This window comes from Pseudoalteromonas sp. PAST1 (genome assembly GCF_021532515.1).
GTDB classification, from domain to species: Bacteria; Pseudomonadota; Gammaproteobacteria; order Enterobacterales; family Alteromonadaceae; genus Pseudoalteromonas; species Pseudoalteromonas simplex.
In genome coordinates this window covers 1-15,646 of sequence record NZ_JAKGBH010000004.1, presented here as the reverse complement: position 1 = coordinate 15,646, position 15,646 = coordinate 1, and the positions used below count along the sequence as shown (strand labels likewise).

Annotated in this window: 13 protein-coding genes; 3 read left to right on the top strand and 10 right to left on the bottom strand. The window is 40.6% G+C overall.

What is annotated here, in order from left to right; all coding sequences use genetic code 11:
- Positions 1-12: 12 nt before the first annotated feature.
- The 3 genes from L1272_RS02620 to L1272_RS02610 are packed head-to-tail and all read right to left on the bottom strand — an operon-like array spanning position 13 to position 5,525.
- On the bottom strand, positions 13-1,770 hold the full coding sequence (locus tag L1272_RS02620; protein ID WP_235372667.1) for a hypothetical protein: 1,758 nt from the start codon (positions 1,768-1,770) through the stop codon (positions 13-15).
- A gap of 16 nt (positions 1,771-1,786) precedes the next feature.
- Positions 1,787-4,102: a carboxypeptidase-like regulatory domain-containing protein gene (locus tag L1272_RS02615; RefSeq protein WP_138599373.1), complete on the bottom strand. Its 2,316-nt coding sequence runs from the start codon at positions 4,100-4,102 to the stop codon at positions 1,787-1,789.
- A gap of 10 nt (positions 4,103-4,112) precedes the next feature.
- On the bottom strand, positions 4,113-5,525 hold the full coding sequence (locus L1272_RS02610; protein WP_235372666.1) for a glycerophosphodiester phosphodiesterase: 1,413 nt from the start codon (positions 5,523-5,525) through the stop codon (positions 4,113-4,115).
- Positions 5,526-5,744: 219 nt separating this feature from the next.
- Here L1272_RS02610 and dgt point away from each other — a divergent pair, with 219 nt between their 5' ends.
- Entirely contained in the window at positions 5,745-7,202 is a 1,458-nt protein-coding gene (gene dgt, locus L1272_RS02605; RefSeq protein WP_235372665.1) for a dGTPase, read from the top strand.
- A gap of 109 nt (positions 7,203-7,311) precedes the next feature.
- Positions 7,312-9,711, top strand: coding sequence for a hypothetical protein (locus tag L1272_RS02600; protein WP_235372664.1), 2,400 nt, complete (start codon positions 7,312-7,314; stop codon positions 9,709-9,711).
- Positions 9,712-9,948: 237 nt separating this feature from the next.
- Here L1272_RS02600 and L1272_RS02595 read toward each other — a convergent pair whose 3' ends face one another.
- The 3 genes from L1272_RS02595 to L1272_RS02585 form a co-directional block, all read right to left on the bottom strand.
- Positions 9,949-10,644: a hypothetical protein gene (locus L1272_RS02595; RefSeq protein ID WP_235372663.1), complete on the bottom strand. Its 696-nt coding sequence runs from the start codon at positions 10,642-10,644 to the stop codon at positions 9,949-9,951.
- Between the two features lie 761 nt (positions 10,645-11,405).
- Positions 11,406-11,687 (bottom strand): putative quinol monooxygenase, encoded by a 282-nt coding sequence (locus L1272_RS02590; protein WP_054553427.1) that lies wholly within the window; start codon positions 11,685-11,687, stop codon positions 11,406-11,408.
- A complete protein-coding gene (locus L1272_RS02585) occupies positions 11,684-11,905 on the bottom strand; it encodes a DUF2798 domain-containing protein (RefSeq protein ID WP_054563225.1) in 222 nt (73 codons plus the stop codon). The genes L1272_RS02590 and L1272_RS02585 overlap by 4 nt, the downstream gene beginning before the upstream one ends.
- 81 nt (positions 11,906-11,986) lie before the next feature.
- Between L1272_RS02585 and L1272_RS02580 the strand changes: the two genes are divergently transcribed.
- Complete coding sequence (locus L1272_RS02580) at positions 11,987-12,841, top strand: LysR family transcriptional regulator (protein ID WP_235372662.1); 855 nt, start codon at positions 11,987-11,989, stop codon at positions 12,839-12,841.
- Positions 12,842-12,882: 41 nt separating this feature from the next.
- Here the strand turns inward: L1272_RS02580 and L1272_RS02575 are convergent, their stop codons facing one another.
- From L1272_RS02575 to L1272_RS02560, 4 genes are read right to left on the bottom strand one after another with little or no spacing between them, the layout of a single operon-like run.
- Entirely contained in the window at positions 12,883-13,608 is a 726-nt protein-coding gene (locus L1272_RS02575) for a hypothetical protein (RefSeq protein ID WP_235372661.1), read from the bottom strand.
- Between the two features lie 38 nt (positions 13,609-13,646).
- The gene (locus L1272_RS02570) at positions 13,647-14,168 is read right to left on the bottom strand and encodes a hypothetical protein (protein ID WP_235372660.1); all 522 of its coding nucleotides are present in this window, start codon (positions 14,166-14,168) and stop codon (positions 13,647-13,649) included.
- Position 14,169: 1 nt separating this feature from the next.
- A complete protein-coding gene (locus tag L1272_RS02565) occupies positions 14,170-14,478 on the bottom strand; it encodes a hypothetical protein (RefSeq protein WP_235372659.1) in 309 nt (102 codons plus the stop codon).
- A gap of 24 nt (positions 14,479-14,502) precedes the next feature.
- Positions 14,503-15,483 (bottom strand): hypothetical protein, encoded by a 981-nt coding sequence (locus L1272_RS02560; RefSeq protein WP_235372658.1) that lies wholly within the window; start codon positions 15,481-15,483, stop codon positions 14,503-14,505.
- Between the last annotated feature and the right edge of the window lie 163 nt (positions 15,484-15,646).

Genomic DNA, 15,646 nt, shown 5'->3' with positions numbered 1-15,646 from the left:
GCGAAACCCTTTTTAGTTCAATTTGTTAATTTGCTCAGAAACGTTACCAAACTGTTTTGAAAATTTTGTGATCATGCTCTCAAGCTTTTTCACACTACGCTTTAAACGTGAGCCGTTTATTAGGCTATAAATAAAGCCCCAAATGCCTGTAACCACACTTAATACAATAAACACAGCAACCGGAAGCCCATCTAAATGTTCGACCACTTGCGGGTAATTATTGAGTAAATCAATCCCGGCCTCTGGTACGAGTGTATTTATCAACGGGTAAAAATCTTGAGCATCAAAGTACCACGCTAGCCCTATTGACGTAAGGCCAAGCAGTACCATACGGTTAAAACCATGTACCATACCAAAGCTACGTACTGATGAGTTGCCATAGGCAATGTCTTTACTCACATTAACCGCATACTCTCGGTAATACTTATAATAACGCTTTGTGTCTACACTGCTGTAGGCGTAATACACCCAATCGCCGATATCAACTGAGCCCAATAAATCTTCACCGGCTTTAAAAACAAACGGCTCACCTGTGGCCGTTTCAAGCATAATTTCGCCTTTTAAAGTCGTGCTACGATTGCGATATACCTCTACGCGCTCTTTTACATCGCTACCCACATACATGCCACCTCGATAGGTGGTTGTTGTTTCAGTGGTGGTTACTGTTTCACGTGTTTCATTGGCATGTGCGCTTTGCTCTTTTTCTAATACTTTACCAAGCACAGCACGATGACGAATAGTGCCTTTTTCGTTACGTGCCCAAACATTTTTATGCACGTAATCGTTTTCATACGCAAGACTATATTCATCCATAATGGCATGCTCAAGCTCAGCGATACTAGTTGGTTTGGTTATAGTTGGCTCTAACGCTTTTTGAATGCTAATAGCTTGCTCATCATCTTTTGCAAGCGACTGTTCGTTTGCAGCAATCGCTTCAACATGTTGCTTAGCACCACAGCAATAGCAATGTGCCGCATCTTGGCTGATACGCTGCTGACACGAGATACAAATAACATCTGACTTACTCGGCGTTCTTGCCAGCATGTTATAACCCAATTGATTTAGGGTGGTCGATAGCATCACATCTGTTGCCGCTAAAATCGCATCATACTTTGCTTCTTGTTTGGCTTTGGCTTTTTTATGGTAGTTTTGCTCTGCCATAAACACCCCAATTGCCACAGGCAATGACGCAAGTAGCGCAGGCAAAAACTCAAGCTTTGCAGCGAACAACATGATTAAGAATGTAATAACACTTAGCACCAGCCACAATATCGTTCCACCAGTGTAGTTTCGGCTAATGGTTTTGTCCCAGCTGCGATATTGCTGATCGGCAAAATGCACAATCACAACTGGCATAAAGCGGTCATTTTTAACTACCCGCCTAGCATTGCCATCAGCAATGCGATAATTAAGCGTTAACGGTGTTTCCTGAAAAGCAGTGATCACATTACCCTTTTGTAGGTTAGCAATTACATCTTTTTCTGCATCAACACTAAACTCATGAATAATGCCGTCTTTGTCTTCTACTTCTAGCCACCAATAACCATATAACATGTTGTCGTTATTGGTTTTATAGCGGCGCTTATAGTAATACATTGACTTCACAACACCTGTGATCGTACCCGCTTGTGGCGCATAGTTTTTTACATCAACCAGTAAATCAGGGTTGAGTTCCTCAACCGTGTGCATTTGTCTTTTTTGCTCAAGTGCTTCTCCACAATCACAACAGTGGAGGTCGGTGGCATACACCGTATTTTGGCAATGTTGCATTTTCATTCCTTGCTAATTACTTGCTTAAATCAATGGTTAATGTTTGTTCACCAGCATCAACTTGGTGCCAACGTCGATACGTTTTATATCCAGGCGCCGATACTTGAATATCATAAGCACCCGTTTTTAACGTCATGCCAGGACGATACTTCGGGCCGATATTCATGATACGAATTGTGGCATTCGCCGCATTCGTGGAGATTGTTAACTTAGTTTTTTGCTCAACCATGTATTGTCTGCGCTGCTGTTGTTCCGCACTTAAGTTGGCATCGCCATGACGCAAAATATCAACCTTAGCTAAAGCATGGCTCACTGGACTAAAACTCTCGTAAATATGCAGTTTTTCTTCAAATTCTAAGCCTAGAGGATGCAGCAAAGGCTGCGCATGCAAAGTCCAACGAATCGCATAACTAAACACCGGATTGCTCGATTCATCGACCTTGTCTAAAAAGTAGTTAACAGGGCTTTGGTCGTCTTCAGTAAAGGTGTTATGCACAAACATTACTGGCACTATCAAAATCAGCGCTGGCATAATCAGCTTTTGCAAAACAGATACAGCAGTGGTTGGTTGCTTTTCTTGCTGAGGTTTAATCAATTGCCATAGTTTTAACGGCAGCTTGCTAAAGGTTAAGCAAATCAAAAACAGTGACAACGACATCGAAATAGGCGGAATAATCACCGAACGCAATGCTTGTTTACCGTACTCAGCATACTCGCCACCATCTGCAAATTTACCTTCTGAACTATTAAGCATAGCTAGGTATTTGTCGGTGCGTTTTGCAATGTTTGGATCTAATACCTTGTCTTTAAAGTTCTTTTTGTTCCAATCGGCGCGAATGTTTTTCACATATAAATCGCCCATTCTGTCGGCAATTTTAGCTTGAATTTGCGGGTGTAACTGAAACGCAACCCAGCTTAAGTTTGGCTCTAAGCTCATGCCACGTTTACGCATTTCGCTTTGCCATTGTGCATTCGCTTCGTTGGTAACTTTGGTTGCGACTGCATTAGCAAACGCTTGGCGTTGATTCACATTCCAATTGCTTTCAAGTTGTAAACCTTTACTAGCAAAGTGTGCTCTAAGCTTGTTTTGCGTTGTTTCGTGAGTACGAAACGCCACTAAGTTTTCAACCGTAAACGGGTAACCTGTCTCGCTAACAAACATCTTATGAAAGTTCGGATGCTGTAAAAAACGCAGTTGATAATGATCGGGATCATCGGTGTATTTGTAGCGTTTATCCTTAAGACCACCATCGCCACCGGTTGCTAAACTTGCCGCTTGCAGAGCTGTATAAACACCGCCAGTGAGCACCCCCATCAAAATAGTGCCTGCGGCATTTTCTGCAGCCGAGATTTCTTCTTCGATCAGCCAGTAATCAGGCTCTATATAGCCAATACCCGCTTTTAAAATAGTGCTTCGGTAGTCTGCTGCTTCGCGCTCATAGCAGCGATTACGGCGATCTTTTTCGCTGCTCTTATCATAACGCTCACGGCATTTAGCGATACTGTGATGGTAATCATAAATCTTAGGGCCATACTTTTGCGCTCGTGCCGATGCTTTGGCAATGTGGGCTTTTTGTGCTTGCTGATACTTGCTCCAGCCACTGTTGATCTCTTGCTCAACTTGCTGCCAATAACCTTGTTCACGTTCACCTATTCCAGCCAAAGTGTTGTTATACTTTTTACTGCCATCAGCATAGGCTTTGTATTTAACCACCAGCTCATCATATAGCTGGCTGTAGTTTTTATAATGTTTATCAAAATCTTGATACGCTTTCTTCTGCACAAAAGCAGCGATGATCTTACGTTTATCTTGCTCTAAATTATCTGAAAGTGCGGCATCGCTATACAGTAAGCCACCAAATAGCGCCAAAAAGGTTAAGTTCTCTGAACTATGTAATTGCTCAGGGTTATAATCGAGATCATTCACTTTAATCGAGTTAATTGCTAGAGCATCACGCAGTGCTGCACTGTACGTAGCAAACTGGCGTTGCTCTGCTGTAGAGGGCTCAATCAAGGTCTTTTCAATTACATACTTCTGGCCAAAAAACACCACTGGCCAAACTAAACACAGTAAAGCGATAAACGAGATAAGTCCGCGGCCAACTTTAGCAACCATGGCTTTAGGTAAAAAGTCAGCTAACAGCAGCGCAACACCTACTCCAGACACTGCTCGGCCATAAATTTCAAGGTGTTCAAGATCTTCTGCCGAAGGGGTACCTAACCCTACTAATGACACTAATTGGGCATTAAAAATTGCTTCGGGTAATAAATATAAAGTAGCTAAAACAAGTAGCAAGCAGCGCCACCAAAACGGCTTTATTAAATCAGTCATAGTTTTGTTCTTATTGTTTTTTACGTAGTTCTAGTTCAACAGCAGGATCTGTTTCTAGGCTAAAGTCTTCATCGGCTTGGCGAGTCCCTATTTCTAAATTAGGCGCTGAAGGAGTCGATGTTACTTTGGGAATATAAGTTTGTGCTTGAGTTGATTTAAGCGTGCCGCCCACCGCAGGATAAAGCTGATTAGCTTTATAAGCATACAGCTCATCTAAGCGTTCTAAATCAAGGTCTGCAGGCATACTAGCAATTAACTTAGCTTCTGGGTCATCGCTAAAAAACGGCTGCATTTTTGGCAACTCGAACACAGAACAAAAACCATATACGGTGTAGTCCATGATCACCGAGTCTGGACGCAGCGAACGTGACTGCGCTAATAAGCTGCGCTCATGATAGTCGTGACCATTAATTGAATATGTAGCAATCATAATGCCGCGCGCTTTAGCAACTGGTTTCAAGCGAGCTGCACTTTGCTTGTAATGACGAATATCAAGCACATAGCCAAAGTTACGTTTTAGCTGCTTTGCCAATTTATCAAGCTTAACAGGGCTGTCGTAACGCTTTTCACGATGGTAACGATTTCCAAGTGCTTGCAAGCTTTCAAGTTCTTCTTTGTTACGCTCATAAATAGGATCACTCCCAGCACCGCGTTTTAGATCACTTGCTAGCTTATTCATTGAGGCTTTTGCCGGTGATTGAATAAATGCCAAATAAATGTCTGGGTTAATATCGCGCATACGAGTAAGGTTGCGCATTTCTAAGCTACTAAAAAAGTAGTTTCCGCCGCCAACAAACTCATATGCCAAGTAATCAAGCATTTTTAAATCGTTAACTGAGGCCTTTGATTTTATTTCGATATTCAGTTTTTGATGGGGTTTACGATAGCGTGCAAACGTAGCTGCTAGCTCTCTAAATGATGGCGGCATTTTGTCGGTAAGTAGCCCAGTATCTTGATTACGATGACGTAAATAGCCCCACTCTTTTTTGTAGTTCATCGACTCAATTTTACGACGCTTATTATCAACCGTGCCTGTTTCGCGGCCGGTGCGAGCATCATGATGCACAACCCACACATCGTCACGGGTAATACGCACGTCAATTTCAACAACATCAAAGTTGTTGTCGATAGCATCAATTACTGCGTTAAGCGAGTTTTCGGCGTAGCGAATTGAGCCACGGTGACTTTGTAAATTAAAGTTACTGCATTGCCTCGTTGTAGCGTAATTGATATTACCTAGCTGACTTTCGTAAAAACCACGGGCGCGAAGTGCATCCTGTTTGGCCTTAATGGCATTTTTTTCGACTACTGTTAAGGTGTTTTCAGTACTTGTTTCAGGGGTACTTTTACAAGCAGTTAAACCAATACAATACAAAAGAATACTGGCTAGCAGCCATGTTTTTTTAGACAGAGTTTGCATCATTGCTATACAGCCAAAAGGCTTTCCTTTCTAATTCAAGATAATGAAGAAGTGCGTGAAACTGAATAATATATGAATAAAGGACTTAATTTAAAGTAATAACTTTAATAAAAATGAATATTTTAATTTAAGATACAAGCTGTTAGATTAAATTTAATAACTAGCAAAGTTTTGCTAACAACATATAAAAGCCCTATTTTTACCGCTTTGTGGGAACGAAAAATGATCGATTTTGGTAAAAAAATTACCCCAGCACGCGAAATGCGTTCTACCAATAATTTACACACTGCGCTTGAAAGTGATCGGGGCCGCATTATTAACAGTGCAGCAATTCGCCGCTTACAACAAAAAACCCAAGTATTTCCACTTGAGCGCAATGCTGCAGTGCGTTCACGGCTGACTCACTCACTTGAAGTGCAACAGGTAGGCCGCTTTATTGTGCAAACCATTTTTAATAAGCTCAGTGATGCAAAGCAAAAAGAATATGGCCTAGCAGGACTTGAGCGGCCACTAGAAAGCCTCGTTGAAATGGCCTGCCTAATGCACGATATTGGCAACCCACCGTTTGGTCACTTTGGCGAAGCAGCCATTAATCAGTGGTTCGAGAAACACTTAGACTCACTAACCCCAGAGCGCTGTAAAGGCATTGGCATCAGCGTGATTTTTAAACACTTAGCCCAAGATATAAAAAGCTTTGAAGGTAATGCCCAAGGTATTCGTATAATTCATTCATTACTTTCACTAAATTTAACCTACAGCCAAAGTGCCGGAATTTTAAAATATACCCGCCCGGCCAGCATGGCAAAAAAAGACAGCCCACAAGATAAAAACTACTTGATGAAAAAAGTGGGTTACTATTTTAGCGAAAAGCCTTTTGTTGAAGCACTGCAAAATGAGTTAGATATTGAACAATATTGCCGCCATCCTGCAAGCTACATTATGGAAGCCGCTGACGATATTTCGTATTGTTTAGCCGACATAGAAGATGCGGTCGAAAAAGGCATTATTAGTGTCGAGTCGCTTTGCGACAAGCTAAAAGAGCAATACACCCGCACACTCACAAACCTAACCATTGACGATACCAAACACAGCGACTTTGCCGAAAAAGCCATTGATTATGCGTTAAGTAAAGCGCAAGAGCAGCCATACAATTTTAACAGCGAATTTTTTATTTACCTGCGTGTGACCTTGCTACACCCATTAGTAAGCTACGCAGCAGAACGGTTTATCAGCAACATAGAAGCCATTTACCATGGTGATTTTAATCAAGCGTTATTAGAAGATCGTAGCCATCTGCACGCTGTCACGCTCACCTTAAAACAAGTGGCATCAAAGCACGTTTTTTGCCACAAAGAGGTAGAGCGCTTAGAGCTGCAAGGTTATCGAATCATTAGCGGTTTACTTGATTGCTACAAGCCCTTACTTGCCCTTGACGCCGATGCTTTTAAACGGGTTTTAAAAGGCGATCAACACTACTTAATTGAAACTCGTCTGGTGAAAAAACTATCTAATAAACATTTAAATAGCTATCAAAAAGCCATTGATGCCCTAAAAGCCGAACCTGATCATTTTACCGCCTACGAGTTCTATTATCGCTGCCGTTTAATTCAAGATTACATCAGCGGAATGACCGACCAATTTGCTTATGACGAATACCGAGCGCTCATGGTGATCGATTGACTTTGCTATTTCGCTGAAATTATTTAATGAATGTGGATAAATTGCCCTACTGGGCTTAGAATTAACTCATTGTTTGGGTAACCAGATAAACCTTACTGGTCAGGAAACTATGCCAATTATAAAAACAACTTTATTACTATTACTTGCAAGTCTGAGCTTTACATCAAAAGCACAGTACAACGAAGCTATGTGTATTTTGTTAAAGCAACAAATGCATGAGTATCGTAACAACACTAGCAACAAAAATTATCGTTCAGCTGCCAGAAATTACGAAAAAAATTGCCAAAATCCTACCCCACTCAATAATGGTTCAAACCTTAAAGTTCAGCAACAGCCAACACAACCCGTTGAACCAGTAATTCAGAGTAATAGCACCCGCTCAACTCAACATTCAGGAGCAATACAAGGTACGCCTGAAGAACCAACACAGCCTACAGTTGAGCAAGCATCAGAGATTATTGAGCCGCAACAGCCTGCAGAACAATTACAAATAGAGCCAGAACCACTAGAAACGCAAAATACACAGCTAACACCACCAGTGCAGCAAACAGAAGAGCCCGCTGACGTTGATCGCATTATAATCTCTGATACCCCGACAGAAACTGTGGCCGAGCCTGTAACCTCTCCTGTGATGGAACAACAGCTTGATAACGCAGCGCCTGATAGTTCGCAAAACAGTGAAACTACAGATGTAAGAAAAGCTGTCGAGGCAGAACCTGTTGAGCCAGCATTTACACCGGAGCCTGCTGCTCCTTATGAAAGTGAAAATAGTTCATCAAGCTCATTATTAATGCCAAGTTTAATTGTCTTGCTAGTACTACTTATTGCAGGCTTAGTGATTGTTCGTATTCGTCAAAATAAAAATACTGATGCAGACTCAGAGCTTGAGCAAAGCTTAATGCAAGCTAAAGCCCTAAAAGCAGCGGCCCAAGCGCAAGCTTCTGCAGAAAAAGAAGCCGAAGAACTTCAAGCAGCAACGGCTGCCGTACTAAATGAAAACTCAGAGCAGTCACAGCAAGACACTGATTCATTACCTGACTTCACAAACGAATTAACCGAGAAAAATGATAACGACGATCTCTCTGAACTAATGCACTTTAGTGCACAGCATGATAGTGAAAAGCCACAAACCCCATCTACACAAACAGCTGATGATTTTGCTGACGCCAAGCAATTTAATGATCTTGAACTTGGTTACGACGATAAAGACGTAAACGACTCTGATGACGACTTCTTAGATGAGCAACGAGGCCTAGAGCAAGAGCTAAAATTAGCGAGCCTTGCTTCATCTTACAGCATCATTGAAGAAACAGCTCCAAAAGCAGAGGAATCTAAACAAGATGAACCTGAACTAGAAGAACCGAGAGATTTCGCTTCGTCATCATTCGGCTTTGATGAGTACACAACTAAAGAACCAATTGCCGACGGCGAGCCAGTTTTAGCTGAAATCGAAGCGCTAGAAAAACCTGAAATCGATGAGCTTGAGAAGCCAGAGATTGACGAGCCAAACTTTACGAGTTCGTCATCATTCGGCTTTGATGAGTACACAACTAAAGAACCAATTGCCGACGATGAACCTGTTTTAGCTGAGATAGAAGCGCTAGAAAAACCTGAAATCGATGAACTTGAGAAACCAGAGTTTGACGAGCCAAGCTTTACGAGTTCGTCATCGTTTGGTTTTGATGAGTATAAAGCTAAAGAACCAATTGCTGACGATGAACCTGTTTTAACTGAAATCGAAGCGCTAGAAAAACCTGAAATCGATGAGCTTGAGAAACCTGAGATTGACGAGCCAAGCTTTACAAGTTCGTCATCGTTTGGTTTTGATGAGTATAAAGCTAAAGAGCCTATTGCCGACGATGAACCTGTTTTAGCTGAAATCGAAGCGCTAGAAAAACCGGAAATCGATGAGCTTGAAAAACCAGAGTTTGACGAGCCAAGCTTTACGAGTTCGTCATCGTTTGGTTTTGATGAATACTCAACAAAAGAGCCTATTGCTGACGACGAGCCGTCTAGAGATGACGTGCCTGAATATGACTTATCGTCATTGATGGGTGATGATTTATCGTTTGCTGATCATTTTGCTGAAGATAAACAAACAGTCACGGCTCCAAGCACAACAGACGATCACGACGACATTAGCGATGATGATTTAGCAAAAGCCTTACAAGCGCTTGAACAAGAGCTACAGGACGAACCTGCGTCATTTAGCCCTGAAGAACCAACAAAACCTGCTGAAGATACGGTTGATTTGTCTGTCGAACTGAGTAACGACGATATGCTAGAACAGATGGCTAGTGACTCTGATGAAGCTGATAAAGAAACAAATTTAGAGACCGAGCAACAAGATGATAAGCCGTATAATCCATTTGCGAACTTATCGCTTGATCCTACGTGGGATCCTAATTCTGACGAAAAGCCTGTGATAAAAAGTAAAACCAAACAGCCAAAATCACAAGCTCTTATTGATGCAGAAGAACGCGCTAAACAGCTTAAAACAGATGAGTGATTAAGTAACGAGAAATGAACCTGTAGCAGATTTTACACCGCGTCCTAGCGCCTAAAGCCCAGTGCCTATTGTTTCCCCCGTAGGACTGGCTTTAGCCGGGAATGGTTTGAGTAAATAACGAGAAGTGAGTTTCGAGAGACGAATGTGTAGCAGCGATTTCATATCGCGTCCTAGCGCCTAAAGCCCAGTGCTTATGCTTGCATGGCGCGCGAAATAAATTTCACGCCTACTAAATACTCACTTCACCACAGGACGTGGGCGCATCAACCAATGAAATATAAAAATCAGCCCAAAAAACACTGATACCGCTAAAACACATAATACAATTATATTGGTCGGTAAGAAGGAATCTGTTGTGTTGCTGTAGCGCTTTAATTGCTGTTGCGCACTCAGTTTTGCTCGTTCTGTTTTACTTGGCAGCACAAACTCATGAAACGAATCTGTCAGCTTAGCTTCAGAACGCGCGATTTGTGTATTCTTTTGCTGCCAGAGCGTATCAAATTTCTGAAATTGAAACTGTTTATTGTCAATACACCAATCTAGATATTTAAGCTCAAGAGGCTGATTAAAGCAGCGTGTTGGCATCACGTAAAAGCGTTGCCACGCAGCTTGTTTTTCTAAATAAGCTTTTTGAGACAACGGTTTAGCTAGTTGGTTTTCAAGTAAACTAATATCAGGATTAAAAAGCGCAGCTTTACGGTCAGCTATTTGTTCATTGGTAAAACATGTTTCAGCAAATCGAGCAGATAAGTTCTGAATTTGTTGTTTATAAATTTCTATTTTATCAAGTACATGAGACTTTCTTAACGCAGATTGCAATTCAGCGCGCTCAGTTTGAATACTTTTGCACTCATTAGAAAGGATTGGCTCTTTCGCCCATGTAGATACAGCTACTAGCAATAGCACTGTAAGCATTAAAGTCCGTTTAAACATGAATTTACGTCACTGTAAAATTTAGAGGTACAGACTAACAGCTTCTAATAAAACTGCAACAAATCTGCGCTAAATTCACCTGAAAGACTGATAAATTGCTAGTTCGATTTATGTTCTCACAAAGTGAAAGAGCAATAACAAATCTGAATATTAATTCTTACCAAAGTAAAACTGTTTATCATCCAATGCAAATTGCTCAAGTAACCACACTTTAAACAGCTGCATAACCAATACATAGGCAAAGAACAAACAGTCTCAGCCAAACTGTTTGCAAAACGCCCAATGGCCGCGTGTTTAACCCGCGAAAAAGCCAAACAAATTCTGCATATGCTGTAACCATTTCAACCTTGTAAACTAGGCTACGAATAGCAGTACTTCCCCAGTAGCCTAGTTTTTTACCTGTCGGCGTGAAACTTGTTTTGTACTTTGAGAGTATGAAATTTGAAAGGTTTAAATGGGTTTCTCTATGCAGCGCGAAGCGCCTCGGTGCACCCTAAAGTTCAAATATTTTTATTCACAAAGAGAAGTGAATGAGAAGACAATGAGATACAGCCAATTAATGTTCTTCTCTAAAGCGCAGCGCTTCTTAATCCTCTTTGTGCATTAAGTTTCTCTATGTAGTGCAAAGCGCCTCGGTGCCCTCTGTGGTTCCAATATTTTTATTCACAAAGAGAACTGAACGAGAAGACAATGAGATACAACCAATTAGCTATTTTCCTCTAAAGCGCAGCGCCTCTTAATCCTCTTTGTGCAAATAAAATCTAAAGCTCCTCCACTTTCTCTACCTCAACCGGCTCTGCCAAGGCATTTTCATAAAATGCGAACACCGCTTGGGTATAAGGCTGAGCATAATGCTCATCAAGGGCGGCTTGCGATTCAAACTGCTCAACTAAAAACAAACAACGCTGCTCTTTGCTCGCAAACAACTCAAAACGATTACAACCAGGTTCTGCGCGAGTGGCTGCTAATATGCCCTGTAAACGCCCTTTACAGTCATCAAATAATGCTGCCTTTGGGGTAATTTTTGCCACGATATTAATCATACTGACTCCTTACTATATAACTTTAAAACCAATGCCCTAATTGGCGGGGCAACCGTAAAAGCCACCACAAACGCAGCAGGCCATGCATTAGCAAACGCCTTCATCCAACTTAGAAAAAATGTATCGCTCAGCCCTAAGTTGACATAAGTGACCCATGCCGAAAGTAAAAACGACATTAAAAACGAAAATGCCGCAGTAAAAGTAAAATGAATTTTCATATGTCCTCCTTGGCGTTACTATATTTGCACAGGCCAAGTGGCAACAGTCACGAAAATGCAAACTAAGATTGAGGGAGTCGTATGCTGGATGATCTGCATTTATTTATTGAAATAGCGCGCCGTAAAAGCATGAGCCAAACAGCAAAAGATTTAGGACTGAATCTATCAACCCTATCAAGGCGCATTCAGGCGTTAGAAGAAAAACTTGCTGAGCCATTACTGCAACGTACAGCCCGCGGCATTGTGTTAACCGCCAAAGGCGAATCTCTTTATAACGAGTTAGGCGAGCAGGTGCTTGCTCTTAACAGCCAGCTTGAGCAACTAAATGACTCACCCACCGCAAAAGAGTTTTACCTGTTGTGCCCACAAAACATCATTGCGGGCCCACTGATGGGAGCCTTTAATCAGTTTGCGATGGAAAACCCTGCGCTAAACCTCCACATTTACCCAAGTAATGCCAACAGCCAACTAAGCCAAAAACGTTTTGACTTAGCTATTCGCATCGGCGAACAACAAGACTCAAGCTATTTTCAAAAGCGCCTAGGCATGATCGCAATTAAGCTAATTAAAAAGAAAGATGCCCCAACATCAAGGCTGATACTGCCCTATTCAGAGTCACAACTACCCAGCGGTTTACTTAACAAACTAAAAACCGAGTATGAACATATAAGCTTTTGCTTTGATATTACAATCGCGAGAAAAATGGTTGAAGCAGGCTATGGCATTGGCTTACTGCCGATGAGCGAAATTTGCTGTATAGACAACACCAGCAACTTTAGTTATGTCGATTCCCTCCACGATATTCCCGCAAGGCCAATTTACGCCCTCTGGCCACATTCACGCACGCCATCAGCGAGTGCCCAGTTGTTGATAGAACAACTCCAAACCAGTATTGCAAACTCACCGAGTTTACAAGGAGAGGTGTTGAAACTGTAGTTGCGAGGCATCGTAGGTCGAGCTTTAGCCCGTCAAATAACTCAATCTTTAAACCAACGATAAAGACCAAACACAAACAACATGGCCGCAATGCCAACCAAGGCTAATTGCCAAATTTTAAGGTCATTCAACTTTGTCACTTGCGGACCAACACTCTCATTTAAAGGAATTGAAGCTTGTTTAACGGGTGCTTCGATTATCGGGCTTTTTATTGCAACTTGGCTTGTGGTTTTATTTGCATTAATTTCTGTAATAGTTGGCTTTACTGTAATAACAATATCTTTATGGCTTGCTTTTGAATTACCGCTCCAAGCAGATTCAAATAGCGCCTTTTGCTCAGCTTTATTTTCGCTACACCATACAAAATCAGCTTGCTGAATTTTCTTCGCTCTACAACGTTTTGGTAATTGATAAAATTGCCCCCAAGCATGGCGCTTTTTATCGTCATTATATGAATTTGAATACACCGTAGAATTATGTACTTTGGTGTTTAAAAGTGCGGTAGGGTTAGAGCGATACGTATAATTACCGCCATTACCAGAACTTCTTTTTGGGTGTTTGCAGTGTCTCGCCAACAGCGTAAAAAGCTCATCTAAACGTTGATTCCAACGTTCACTTTGCTTAGCCGTGTAGCTACGATTCATTCTTTTACGAATGCCCTCGCGCTCAGCCTCAATGTTATCGCAGCGGCTTTTTGAATATTGCTCATCAGCAACCATGTTGAAACTCGCAAGCAAAGTAGCGAGTAATAAAATCCATTTATTCATAACATTACATCTGTGTAATTAAAAAGCTAAACCTAATCTTATTTGGCGTCGATAGAAAAACCAGTATTTTCCTCATGAACAGGAACAGCCTCTTCAGAATTACCTACTACAATTGCATTACCTATCGCCTTGAGTGAAGCCCAACTTGAATAGCCAAATAGAAAAATACATACAACAAGCATTGAACTAATATCTATAGAACTAAAATTATTAAAATAAACAACATCTCCAAAAAATTGTTGGATATATACTCCTTTCAAAATTGCTGTCGAAGTTGTCGCAGCCAAACCATATGTTATTGCAGCAAAAAAAGAGTCTGCGAAAATACCAAAGTCTTTATAAATCAAACCAGAATAATAATTTTTGTTATCTTTTTCCGATAAGTAATGAATGAAAAATGAAATTGAAACCCATAACCAAATAGCCAAATTTAGTTTATCCCACTCCAGAATATATCTAACTCCTAGATTAATAGACTTTTGGTTTAACATATAAATAACTGATAAAAACAATAGAAATAACATCACGAAAAGCAGCCATATATTTATTCTTTTTTGCATCTTAGCTCCGATTAAAATTTTCAGCTTTTATTTTTTCTTCTTTATCAGAGCTATTTCCAAGCAGACCACCAATCAAGCCACCTATTACTACCCCTGGTATTCCTCCTAACACACCAACTACGCCACCTAACGCCATAGCTGGTGCTGTTTTTTCTTCAATTTCAGCCTTAACATCTTTGACAGTATATAAATTATTTTTTACTTTAAACTTTTCAGTCCCCAACATTTCCATTAAATGATTTCTATCTTTTGCTACCTGTTGTAAAAATATTTTTTCACCTGTACCTGGTTCTATAACGTATAACTTCATATAAATACACCTATATTGCTAATGCTAAATATTCTTCGCAATCAATTCAGCTTTCAACAAACCACCTTTTGTAAGTAATTTAGGTGCAAAGCTAGGGTTTCGTTTAGATTTAAAAGCATCAAGAATTAACTTCAAACCGTGAGCTTCAAGAAGTGAAATATTTACTTCTGTATCCATTTCTGCTGACTCAATAAAATCATCAGAAAAACTAGGTGCAATAATTAGCACTTGAGCAACTCTTTTGCCCTGATTCTCTGCACGATTTACATATGCTTTAACTTGACGAGAGGTAGTAGAGTATTTGGCAAAATCACCGTTTTTGCAGGTTTTCGCTTCACCAATAATGATATCGTTATCACTCAATGAAATCACAATATCGGCTTTATCTTTGGTTGTATTCAAGTCTTTACGCAGATCTTCATCAATGTTTAATTCTAAAACTTCTAATATAGCTTTAGTGACTTCTTCAAATTTAATACCCAAGTCAGCTTCGATGACTTCTACACCAGCGTCTTTAAGCCCATTTACATCTCTTCTTGCTAATAAGTCATAATTTTCAATTAACTTGTCTGTTGCATTAGCAAAACTTTCTAGTATGGCAAAGCGTGGATTCCCACGTTTTGATAACCCCATACTATCCCTGACCTCTTTGACTTCATCATTAGAGAGAAGGTATAAAATATCATGCGGAGTAATACTTAATGAACGTAGCTTTTCAGTATCAATAATCTCTGTTGGTTCTAATTCGAAAGCCTCTTTAAGAACAGCTTGCATAGATGGAAAGTGATCTTCCAAGGTTTTTAATAATTGCTTAAAACCACTCACACTTAAACAATCGAACTCTTTTTCAGTCGCTCCTGAAAGTGAATTTAGAATTAAGCCAATTCTTTCATCGAGCGTTGTACCTAATTTATCTGTATCTATTTCCAGATCAGTAATTAGCTGCTTTAATCTTTCTTTGCGCTGATTTTGAGTATCTTCAGGGTTATGGATATCATCACTCAAAAGCTTAGAACCACTGATACCAGAATGGATAATTGTGGCGTTGTTTCCTAAAAGTTTGAACTATCTTGCCAGCCTGTGATCAGATCATCTATATCCTACTAGCCTGTGCAACAACAATGAGCAAAATCACAAACTGGTCTCACTATAATCAAGCCCTCGTTAA